This is a genomic window from Taibaiella sp. KBW10 (genome assembly GCF_003852495.1).
GTDB lineage: Bacteria > Bacteroidota > Bacteroidia > Chitinophagales > Chitinophagaceae > Edaphocola.
Genome location: NZ_QAJI01000006.1, coordinates 14,450 through 27,397, shown reverse-complemented (window position 1 = coordinate 27,397; position 12,948 = coordinate 14,450). Strand labels below are relative to the sequence as shown.

Genomic DNA, 12,948 nt, shown 5'->3' with positions numbered 1-12,948 from the left:
GTATTAATATATAAATGGCTATATAATAATTATTTAAAAAGAGAATGGCCACCCGTTTTACGGGCGGCCATTCTCTTTTTAAATAATGAGTGCATTTTATTGATTACCCGGATACAAATCAATCCGGAGCCGGGTAGTCAAAATGCTATTTTACGATTTCCAGTTTCCTGGTCGTCAAACCTTTACTCGTATTGATGCGCAGGTTATATACACCTGAAGCAAGGTATTCCGGTAAAGTCACTTTATGTTTATTTGCGCTGTCAAATTTCTTGATGGTTAACACTTCCTGTCCAAGTGCATTGTAAACCACCATATCCTTGATTTTAACATCGCCCACGGCTTCTACATACAGAATATTACCGTTATTAGGGTTAGGATATACTTGTACTAATTTAGCATCTTTATCGATGTCTTTAGCACCTAAACCTATGATTGAGATTGTAGTACTATCTACAATGTCGCCACAAGTACTGAACGTTTTCAGTTTCACGTGGTAGTTACCTCCTGCAGGGAATACATGTGAGGTTAGACCCACAGTAGAAGCTGTAGCCTGTACCGTAACGGGTGCTGAACCATCTCCGAAATCCCATACAAAACTAGTTACGTTTTGTGGATTCAAAGTAGAGAATTTAAAGCTGGTCGCAGACAGCGGCTGCGTTACAATTGCATCTACCGTTGGCATATATCCGCTTGAAGTGATGGTAACAGTATCAATAGTTAAACAACCTTGGCTGCTGGTTACGTAAGCGATGAACGTACCTGGATTTGAGATAGAAATAGTTCTGCTGGTCGCACCCGTATTCCAGTAGTAGTTACCACCGTTTAAGCCGCCATTACCTGCATCTAGTACTTTAGTACCACCCAGACAGAAGTTGATACCACCAGAGGCAAGGTCAACAACAGGGGTCCATTTCATATTTACATTGATTGTATCTCTACCCACACAACCAAAGCTATTGGTTACCGCTACATTATAAGTACCTGTTTGGGTAATGCCTCTTGTAGCACTTGTACTTGCATCATCCCACACAAACGTAGGCGTATTTGGAATTGTACCCGGGTTCAAAGTCATCACGCTACCCTGAGCAATACAGGTATCAACATCTGCACCTAAATGCGGAGCCGGTAACGGATTGATTGTTGCAATCACCATTTGACGTGGTGAAGATTCACATGGTTTTAAGATACCAAATCTGATGTTTGGTCTTTGAGAAATCGTAGCACCGGTAGCAGTATAGCTACAAATATCTGCAGGCGTATAATAGTCTGCATAATTATAGTGTGTCGACACATAAGAAGTTGTGTTGTATCTAACGGTACTTACGGTATTTGAACCATTATTGTTGCTCCAACAGGTTTGTACTACAATATTAGAAGTACCATCCCATACAAACGGAGCATCAAAGTTATACGTATTATAACCGGTAGTAGTAGTCCAGTTTGCAGGTGCTTTCACCTGAGTTACCGGTACCCAGCTACTCGTTACTAATGCGGCGGCGGCTGTTTGTCCCATGCTTACGGCAAAACCGTTATAGGTAGCACCACCACTTACAACATCGAAAGCCAATGAAGTGATAGAAGATCCGCCTGCTGCACCTGCTGCAGTAAGCTCCGCTGCAGTAATCAGGAATTGGTGTTTATAACCACCCCAGCTACCATAGTATGGCGTTACGGCACCAGAACTCGTAGTTGTACCAGTACCTACATTGATATTGGCAGGTGTTAATCCACCACTACCCACTACATAGAATGTATCTGTTTGTGTTAAGAATGGCGTCTGCCATACTGAACCACCACCAATCGGGCTACCACCGGTAGGATTTTCATACCATCTTGGGGTACTGTTACCACCTGTTGTTGCTTTTAAGGTTACCTGACCTGGTCCACAATTGGAGCTATCTCTTTTAGAAATAAAGGTAGGATTGGCCACTACTACTAATTTTGTCGCTTGTGTACAAGTCGCACCATTAGCAGTAACATTTGCACGGTATGTTCTGTTTGCAGTTAAGCTTACCGTTGTATAAGTAACATTTGTTGCGCCGGTTAGATTGCTGTACGTAACACCGCCATCTAAAGATTCCTGCCATTGAATGCTACCCGTATAGTAATCAGCACTAACACTAGGATTTAAAGTCAATACAGTAGAACCACTGGCACAGATTGTATCAGGGAAACCTGTAATGAATTGGTTACCTGGTTGTACCCACACTTTAAAGGTATCTGCTCTAGAACAAGAAGTTGAAGTTGCTGTCGTATCGCCGCCAATAGCATAATAAGTATGCAGACCCGCTGTTGTCGATTTCATATATACTGTATTTGCAGTACCACCTGTATAAGGGATGGTTGCAGTGGCATTGGTATACAGATCAGTAGTAGGATACCATACATAAGGAACATAAGGGTTGGCGGTTGCCGGTGGTGTCATAGACAATGTGGCTATGGCATTATTACATACTACCGGTGGTGCTGCTTTTGTTACTGCAGGACCAGCGTTGATTGTAGCCAAAACCGCTACACGAGGAGATTGACAAGACCCGTCAAAATTAAAGGTAAACTTAGGTCTTTTGTTCATCGGGCTAGAGAAGTAGGTAGAGGTTGTGAGCGCACATAGAGTAGCTGGCGTAGAGTTATCCATTGGTGCTACCGTAGTAGACGCATAACTCGTATTATCATAAGCCAGATTAGAATAAGTTGTGCTGTAACCACCATTACTCCAACAAGTCTGGATTACTAAAGAACCTCCCGAATAAGTGTATGGTGTATTAAAGTTGAAGGTATTCACACCAACAACAGTAGTATAGTTAGCAGAAGGGAAAACAGTTGTCATACCTGTAGCGACAAATGTATTGGTTGAGGTAGTTGCTGTGGTTGTACCCACTTTCATCTCAAAGCCATTATAGGTAAATGCACCGTTTAAATTATCTACAGAAATCGAACTGATTGAGTTGCCCGGCATAATACCAGCAGCAATCATTTCTGCCTGAGTGATGATAAACTGATGCTTGTACCCGCCATAACCACCGGCAAATATCGTTACATAATCATAGGAAGGGGTTAAGGCTCCCGCACCTACACTGGATAAAGTCGGCACACCAGCAGATCCTGCAGAAGCATAGAAAGTAGTAGTAGCCGGAATATATGGTGTATTGAAGTTTTGTCCTGTTCCGATAGGCGCGCCACCTGTTGCCGCAGTATACCATCTTATCAGAGAGGCACTGTTGGACGGTGTTGCAGCAAGTGCCACTTGGCCCGGACCACAACGGCTACCCGGAACACCTGTAACTGTTCCCGGATTGGTTACGGTTACCGTATCTGTAGAAGAAGTTACCGCAGGGTTACCATTACATAATACTTGCATTCTGTAATAAGTCGTAGTCGCTAATCCTGTAATCGTTGTAGGAGAAGTTGTTGTTGCTGTACCTACATTCGTCCATGGACCGGTTCCGGTCGGAGCACTTTGCCATTGATAGGTAATACCTGTTGCTTGTGGCATGGTAGAATCTATGGCTAAAGAAACGTTACCTGATACACATAGTTTACGTGGGGTTGCCAAAGCATGCACATTGGACGGGAAAGTAACCGTACTACATGCAGGCGGGATAATGATATTCAGTAAATAATCTTCTGTCTCTCCGTAGCTGTAGATAGAACATGGATCAAAAGTAGTAGATCCTTCAACAGCTCTTACCCGAAGTCTAGTGTTACCATTTAATGCCGTAGCAGGTGGAATAATTGTTCCGGTAAAGAAAGCGCCTGTAGCGATGGTACTTGTTGACGCCGCACATAATTCTGTTACGGGATCAAAAACACCATCATGATTCCAGTCTGCCCAAATTTTTACACCCGAACTATATGCCGAAATACCGACACTAAAATTGAATGCAAATGTTTGTGCAGCCGTAATGGCCATAGAAGTATAGTTGGAATAACCGGCTGCACCACTCGCACAACCTGTATTTAAATTACTCACATTCGTAATAGCTCCTGTTGTTGAAAAGCTGTTAATCGTACCACCATTACTACAACCATAGGTATAAGTAGGGGTACAGAAACAGTTAAGCCAGTTTTTTACCGCAACCATTTTTGCATTACTGTATACAGGTGTACCACCACTACAAACAGATTTCAATCTGTAATAAGTATTAACGGTAATCCCTGTTGCAACAGTGTAATTCACGGTAGTGGCTCCTGTAAGATTAACCCATGAACCGGCAACACCTGTAGGTGATGTCTCCCATTGATACGTCATCCCGGTTACCCCAAAAGTGGTACCCGTAGTCGCTAAAGGAAAAGAAAGGTTTGGACAAATAGAATCCGGCACACTGGTTGCTACTGTTCCCGGGTTTGGCGGATTCACACAAGCAACAGGTGCAGTAACGTTGATTGTATAATCTTCTGTTTCTCCATAATAATTGCTGGCACAGGCATCAAAAGTAGTAGAACCTTCTACCGCTCTTACTCTGAAGCGGGTATTGCCCGTCAACGCAGTTGCCGGCACCGTTACCGATGCAGTGTAAGTACCTCCTGAAGCGATAGTTGCCGCAGATTCAGCGCACAATTCACTTGCTTCAAATGTACCGTTTTGGTTCCAGTCACCCCAGATCTTTACTCCGGAACCGTAAGCAGTGATATTTACATTCACCGTAAAAGGAAATCCTTGAGTCGCAGAAATAGTCTGCGTTGTATAATTGCTATAGCCGGCAGCACCGCTGGCACAACCGGTAGCAAGGTTAGAGACATTCGTCGTCGCCCCTGTAGTATAGAAGCTCCCAATTGTACCTCCATTACTACAACCGTAGGTGTAGGCAGGCGTACAATAGGTCTGCGCCATCGCCCTGGGCGAGAGCCCCGCAAAGAGCATAAGTATGAGACCAGACAGATAGCCTCGCCTCCAAAATGTAAATTTTTGACTCATGGTTTTAAATTTAAGATTTATATGTTGTTTATTTCTATCATACGAATGTAAAAAAAATAATTCTCAAATCCCTCATAATCGACAGAAATTTCTTTAAAATTAATTCTATATCAATTAAATATGAATTAAAATGCTATACATAAAGGCTTTAACCACCTTGCTGACACAAAAAGTGGTGGCTATCTTATTGATAGCCACCACTTTTTATTCAATTTAAAAATAAATTATTTCACAATTTCCAGCTTTCTGGTCGTTAAGCCTTTACTCGTATTGATGCGCAGGTTATAAACACCTGAAGCAAGGTATTCCGGTAAAGTCACTTTATGTTTGCTTGTGTTGTCAAATTTATTGATAGTCAGCACTTCCTGTCCAAGTGCATTGTAAACCACCATATCCTTGATCTTAACATCGCCTACGGCTTCTACATACAGAATGTTACCGTTATTAGGGTTAGGATATACCTGAACCAGCTTAGCATCTTTATCGATGTCTTTAGCACCCAAACCGATGATCGAGATCATGGTACTATCTACGATGTCGCCGCAAATACTGAATGTTTTCAGTTTCACTTTGTAATTGCCTCCTGCAGGGAATACATGTGTCGTCAAGCCTATTGAAGAGGCAGAAGACAGTATGGTAACCGGTGCTGAGCCATCTCCGAAATCCCAAATAAAGCTAGTTACGTTTTGCGGATTCAGTGTAGAGAATTTAAAGCTGCTTGCTGATAAAGGTTGGGTAATAATCGCATCTATGGTGGGAACACTACCATTTGAAGTAATCGTAACCGTATCTGTGGTTAAACAACCTTGGTTACTGGTCACATAAGCGATATAAGTACCTACATTACTAATCGTAATCGTTCTGCTCGTGGCACCTGTATTCCAGTAGTAGTTGCCGCCACTTAAACCGCCATTACCTGCATCTAACACTTTTGTACCACCCAGGCATAAATTAACACCACCTGAGGCCAGGTCTACAACAGGGTTCCATTTCATGTTTACATTAATTGTATCTCTACCCACACAACCAAAGATGTTTGTTACCGCTACATTATACGTACCTGTTTGGGTAATGCCTCTTGTGGCATTTGTACTCGCATCGTCCCACACATAAGTAGGTGTGTTTGGAATCGTACCCGGATTTAATGTGATGGTATTACCTTGATTAATACAAGTGTCGATATCTGCACCCAAATTTGGAGCCGGTAACGGATTGATTGTCGCAATCACCATTTGACGTGGTGAAGATTCGCATGGTTTTATACCCAATCTCATATTAGGTCTTTGAGAGATTGTAGAACCGGCAGTAGTGTTGCTACATTTTACTGCAGGGGTCACGTTATCCTGGTTATTGTAGTGTGCCGATACGAATGGTGTGGTATGGTATCTAACTGTACTCACGGTATTAGAAGTGTTATTGTTACTCCAACAGGTTTGTACCACGATATTGGAAGTACCATCCCATGTGAACGGAACATCAAAATTATACGTATTGTATCCGGCAGTAGTTGTCCAGTTTAGTGGTGCTTTTACCTGAGTTACCGGCAACCAGGTAGCTGTTGTTAAGGCTGTGGCTGTTGTCTGGCCCATGCTTACCGCAAAACCATTATAAGTAGTACCATTGCTCACGACATCGAAAGCCAATGAGTTAATGGTAGCTCCAATGGTTGCTCCGGCAGCAGTAAGCTCTGCAGCGGTAATCAAGTATTGGTGTCTGTAACCACCCCATGCACTATAATAAGGCGTTACGGCACCCGTACTTACTGTTGTACCTGAACCGATATTTACGGAAGATACGGTAGAACCTGTTCCGGCGACTACATAGAAGGTATCTGTTTGTGTTAAGAATGGTGTCTGCCATACCGAACCACCGCCAATCGGACTACCACCGGTAGGATTTTCGTACCATCTTGGGTTACTGTTACCACCTGTAGTTGCTTGCAGGGTTACCTGACCCGGTCCGCAATTGAAGCTATCTCTTTTAGAAATAAAGGTAGGGTTAGCCACAACAATCAATTTCGTTGGTTGTGAACAAGTAGCACCATTAGCCGTAATGTTGGCACGGTACGTTCTGTTTGCAGTGAGCGTCGCGGTTGTATAGGTAACGTTTGTGGCACCTGCCAGGTTACTGTATGTAACGCCACCATCTAAAGATTCCTGCCATTGAATGCTACCGGTATAATAATCTGTAGCCGGCATCAGCGACAAGATAGATTGCCCGCTGATACAGATGGTATCAGGCACCGCTTTAATGGTAACATTACCGGGTTGTACCCATACATTAAAGGTATCTGCTCTGGAACAAGAAGTTGAGGTTGCTGTCGTATCGCCGCCAATAGCATAATAAGTATGCTGACCGGCTACGCTTGATTTCATATATACCGTATTTGCAGTACCACCTGTATAAGGGATAGTTGCAGCGGCATTCGTATACAAATCAGTAGTAGGATACCATACATAAGGAACATAAGGGTTAGCCGTTGCCGGTGGTGTCATAGACAAAGTGGCTATGGCATTATTACACACTACCGGTGGTGCCGCTTTTGTTACCGCAGGACCAGCATTGACCGTAGCCACAACCGGTACACGAGGAGATTCACAACCTACCTTAATCACCCATTTGTAAAAATAGTAATAGAAAGTAGTCGAAGAACCACCTGTATAAGCAGAGGTAATAGAACTCACACCCGGAACGGTATAGGGGAAGGTAAAGCCTGTTACGGATTCTCTCAGTAAATTAGACATACCCGTAGCGGCAGTTACCACCAGTCGGTATCCCGTACCGGTTGGTACTGTAAAGTTTAAGGGTACCGTATTTAAAGCACCGGCTACACTTACCGTAACATTAGCTGTCGTAGACTGTAAAGTAACGCCAGCAGCATTTTTCAAAGCAATGGTTATGGTACCGGTAGTGGAAGTCGCACTCATCGGATAAACATCTACACTTTGTAAGGTAAAGGACGTAAGTGCATTAAACATTAAACCTACATCACTGAAACCGCTATTACCGGTCGTAGAAGTTGGCGTCAGTTTTCCGGTATTATAGGTTGTCGCTCCTGCTCCCGCAGTAGCATAGAAAGTAGTTGTATTGGTAATATAAGGCGTGTTGAACGGTGTACCCGTACCAATTGCAGTGCCGCCGGTTGCAGCGGTATACCATGATACCTGGCTTGATCCGACAGAGGGCGTTGCACCAAGGGTTACCTGGCCCGGTCCGCATCTTTGTCCGTTAACGGCAGTAACCGTACCCGGATTTGTAACCGTAACGGTATCGGTAGAAGAGGTCACAACCACATTACCGCTACATAATACCTGCATCCTGTAATAAGTGGTCGTCGTTAATCCTGTAATCGTTGTAGGAGAAGTTGTTGTTGCGGTACCTACATTGGTCCATGGACCCGCCCCGCCCGGAGCACTTTGCCATTGATAAGTAATACCTGTTGCTTGTGGCATCAGGGAGTCAATAGTTAAAGCAACATTGCCGGATACACATAGCGCTCTCGGATTCGCGATCGCGTGTACATTAGAAGGGAAGGTAACCGTAGTACATGCCGGTGGCACTACTAAATTAATAGTATAATCTTCGGTCTCCCCAAAAGACTGGCTGGAACAAGGCGTAAACGTCGTTGTACCTTCTACCGCTCTCACACGGATACGTGTATTACCCGTCAATGCAGTAGCTGGTGGTGTAATTGTTCCGGTAAAGGAAGTTCCAACAGGTATGGTAGTTGCCGACTGCGCGCATAATTCTGTCACGGGATCAAATACACCATCGTGATTCCAGTCTGCCCAAATCTTGACGCCGGAAGCAAAAGAAGAAATCGCCACATTAAAATTAAATGCAAAGGTCTGTGCTGCAGTGATTACCATTGAACTATAGTTAGAATAGCCCAAAGCTCCTGTGGCACAACCTGTGTTCAGGTTACTCACATTCGCAATAGCACCCGAAGTAGAGAAGCTGTTAATGGTACCACCATTGGTACAACCACTGGTATATGTAGGATTACAATAACAGTTTATAAAACTCTTAACCGCCACCATTTTTTCATTACTGAATACCGGCGTTCCGCCACTACAAATAGATTTCAATCTGTAATAAGTATTGGTTGTAATACCCGCAGCAACGGCGTAGTTAATGGTAGTCGCACCGGCAATATTTACCCATGAACCGGCAACACCGGTAGGTGATTGCTCCCATTGATAAACCAAACCGGAACCAAAAGAGTTTCCTGTTGTAGCAAGAGAAAAAGTGATGTTAGGACATATTGAATCCGGAACACTTGTCGCAATAGTACCCGGACTAGGCGGATTGGTACAAGGCGTCAATGGAATAACCGTAATGGTATAATCTTCTGCCTCTCCGAAGCTCTGAGAATTACAGGCATCAAAATTGACAGAACTAAATACACATCTTACCCTCATGCGCTTATTACCCGCTGTAGTACCTACAGGAACCACAAAGGAACCTGCCGCGGTACCACCGCCGGCTAAGGTAGCGGTAGGATTGTAAACCAACTCTCCCGGATCCACGAAATCGCCGTCTTCATTCCAATCCACAAAAATTTTGTATCCTTCACTCCAACCGGGGCAATTAAGGATAGAAAAGTTAATCGTATTCCCCACAGAGGTTGTGTGTACCATCGCAGTCTGGTTGCTCACACAACCGGTACCCGTCGATGCCCCCGAGTTTAAGTTAGAAATGTTGGTACTGCCACCCGTTGTAGAAAATGATTGAATAAAATCGGCCGCACAACCCAATGTGTACGGTGGGGTACAATAAGTTTGTGCCCACGTTTTCTGCGCGATGCCATTAAAGAGCATCAGTAAGAAGCTTATGAGATAAGCCTGCCTACTAATTGTAAATCTACGATTCATACTTTAAATTTTAATTGTATAACTATTTGTTGTTTACTTTTCTTCACGAAATAGCCATATTTCGATAAGCGGAAGGCAGCTAAAAAGGCACTCATTCACACACCTTACCTGTACGTTTACAAAACACAGCGTAATATATAGACATACGAGAAAAGTTAAAAGTTGGACTTATTTGCTACAATAAATTATCTAAAGCGGCTCTCAATTCCCCAAATGAATGATTATCATTGATTTGTTTAGAAAAAATAATTCCCAATTCATAAATTTTGATGGCGGCTGCTTCTTTTCCCGCATTTTCATACAATTTTCCTAAATGATAATAGGTAGCAACATATTCCGGATTTTTTTCCAGGTTTAAAGTAAAACATTCTTCGGCGGCCACCAGATCAGAAATTTTTACATATTCTAATGCCAAAGCATGTATTAAAAAGGAATCTTGTGGAGATGTCTTCAAGAATTCTTTAAGTTTTGAGATCCTATCCATATAATTGTTACACTTCTTAAGATGATTAAAACACGAATTAATACAAAAATTAAATAAACTTTCTATTTTTGTTGCTTATCCTAAATTTTATTTTCATCCATGCAAACAGCTAACGGAATAAAAAGGTTCCTACCGAATATTTTTGCCATATTAGTTTTTCTAGTCATAAGTGCGCTTTTTTGCGCTCCCGTACTAAAGGGTAACCGTATCGCACCTCATGATACGATGAGTTGGAACTATATGTCAAAAGAAGCCATGACCTATTACGATAGTACAGGAAGGGCTGCTAACTGGTCCAACAGTATGTTCAGTGGCTTACCAACCATCATGTATTACCAACCCTCCAATTCAAATTGGTTCGGTAGCCTATCCGGAAAACTACAGATGCAACCCGCTAACGGAAGTATAAACCCCATGGTTTATTTTTTCATTGCCATGCTTAGTTTTTTCGTTCTTTTAAAAACACTGAAAGTAAATACGCTCATTAGTACTATTGGTGCTATTGCCTTTGCCTTCACCTCTTATAATGCCATCATCATCGCTGCCGGTCATATGACCAAACTCATCGACCTGATCTTTGTTCCGGGCGTTATTGCAGGCATACTCCAGGTATACAGAAGGCGCTATGCACTCGGTGCATTGATGACTGCAGTGTTCCTGTCTTTTATGATTGCGGCATGGCATGTTCAAATCATATATTATTCTGCAATACTCTTTGCCGCCATATGTATTGCTTTTTTAGTTATTGCGATTAAAAAAGGAACCATAAACCAATATGTAAAAGGTACTGTGATTATCCTTATCACTTCTATCATTGCCGCGCTACCCAGCTTTTCCGGTTTAAGAGGAACGGTAGGCTACAGTAAAAACTCCACCAGGGGCGGTACCAGCGAATTGACAATCAACAAAACGCAACATGCAGAACAAACAAATGGCGGGCTTTCCAAAGAATACGCTTTCCAATGGAGTAATGGTATTGGGGAGACCTTCTGTATGCTTATTCCCAACCTGTATGGGGGCCAGTCTGGCGAGAATATAGGACCGGATTCTAAATTTGGAGAGGCCTTAACCAGCATTGGCGTACCGGAATACCAGGTAGAGCAAATGACGGCTCGTGCCCCGACTTATTGGGGGCCGCAACCCTTCTTATCAGGCCCGATTTATTTTGGTGCTATTGTCTGTTTCTTATTTGTACTTTCTCTATTGGTGATCAAAAGCCCTTTAAAATGGTGGCTTACGGGCGCCGGACTCCTATTTGCCATGCTGTCTTGGGGTAAGAACTTTGAATTATTGAACTATTTCTTGTTTGACCACCTTCCATTCTATAATAAATTCAGGACGCCAACTATGGCATTGGCGCTGACCAGTATTATATTTCCAATGCTTGGCTTCTGGGGTTTGTACTACTTTATGAGTGGACAATATACTAAAGAAGTCCTTTTGGCAAAACTGAAGAAAGCAGTTTTTATTACAGGAGGTATTACCCTAGCCGTTATACTATACAGCCAATTTTTAATGGACTTTAAGGGGGCGGGAGATGCACAAATGGCACAAAGCTATGGAGAGCATGCCAATACCTTATTAAAAGCCTTACGCGACGACAGGCAATCTATGGCCTTAAAAGACGGCTTGAGAAGCCTGGCATTCATCCTTGTAGCGGCGGCGGCTTTATGGGCTTTTGCAAAAGAGATGGTCAAAAAAGAAATTGCTATCGTGGCATTAGGTTTAGCCTGTATTATAGATTTGTGGAGTGTAAGTCATCGTTATTTAACAGATGATACCTACATCGATGCCACCACTCTGGAGCAGGAATACTTTACACCTCGCCCTGTAGACCTTGAAATATTGAAGGATAAAGATCCAAATTATCGGGTATTGGACCTTTCTGTGAATACCTTTAACGATGCCAAACCTTCTTATTTCCATAAAACAATTGGTGGATACCATCCCGCAAAATTGCAGATTTATCAGGACCTGATAGAGACGCAAATCAGCAAATTAAATGGTGCGGTACTGGATATGCTCAACACAAAGTATATTATTACAGCTGGTCAAAAACAGGGTGAAGCACAAGCAATCCCTAATCCGAAAGCCTTAGGAAATGCTTGGTTTATTTCCAATATCAAGTATACAAAAACGGCAGATGAAACCGTGCTGAGCATGAATGCCCCGGCCATTAACGACCCTAAGCAGGATAGCGCCCAGCAAGCATTTAAACCCGCCGAAACGGCGATTATCAGGGATAATAACCGTACCGCTATTGGCAAGGATGCTTTTGTAAAAGACAGCACATCGCGTATTGTTATGACCCAATATGACTTGCCGGAACTACACTATGAATCCAATAATAATAATGATGGATTCGCTGTTTTTTCAGAGATTTATTATCCTGAAAACTGGAAAGCATATATAGATGGAAAAGAAACACCTATTTACTGTGTCAACTATGTATTAAGGGGTATAAAAGTACCTGCCGGAAAGCATAAAATAGATTTCAAATACAATGACCCTGTGATCAAGGCAGGAGAGCAGATAAATACTATCGGCAGTATATTGCTGACGCTATTAATCGTGGGGACTTTAGTTATCCTTTTTATACAAAATAAAAAAGGAGAAGTGAAGCAGGCCGAAGAGGCTGATGAGTTGCGCTAAAAAATAAGCAACAACGATATAAA

4 protein-coding genes are annotated in these 12,948 nt (G+C 42.7%); 1 reads left to right on the top strand and 3 read right to left on the bottom strand.

Features of this window, described 5'->3' with window-relative positions:
- Positions 1-145 precede the first annotated feature (145 nt).
- The 3 genes from DBR32_RS13490 to DBR32_RS13480 form a co-directional block, all read right to left on the bottom strand.
- Positions 146-4,915 carry a GEVED domain-containing protein gene (locus DBR32_RS13490; RefSeq protein ID WP_124636888.1) on the bottom strand — a complete coding sequence of 1,590 codons (4,770 nt, stop codon included), beginning with the start codon at positions 4,913-4,915 and terminating at the stop codon, positions 146-148.
- A gap of 224 nt (positions 4,916-5,139) precedes the next feature.
- Entirely contained in the window at positions 5,140-9,789 is a 4,650-nt protein-coding gene (locus DBR32_RS13485) for a GEVED domain-containing protein (protein WP_124636887.1), read from the bottom strand.
- Between the two features lie 175 nt (positions 9,790-9,964).
- The gene (locus tag DBR32_RS13480; protein WP_124636885.1) at positions 9,965-10,273 is read right to left on the bottom strand and encodes a hypothetical protein; all 309 of its coding nucleotides are present in this window, start codon (positions 10,271-10,273) and stop codon (positions 9,965-9,967) included.
- A 225-nt stretch (positions 10,274-10,498) separates the two neighbouring features.
- Between DBR32_RS13480 and DBR32_RS13475 the strand changes: the two genes are divergently transcribed.
- Positions 10,499-12,925, top strand: a complete 2,427-nt coding sequence (locus tag DBR32_RS13475; RefSeq protein WP_158605998.1) for a YfhO family protein — start codon at positions 10,499-10,501, stop codon at positions 12,923-12,925.
- The last annotated feature ends 23 nt before the right edge of the window (positions 12,926-12,948 follow it).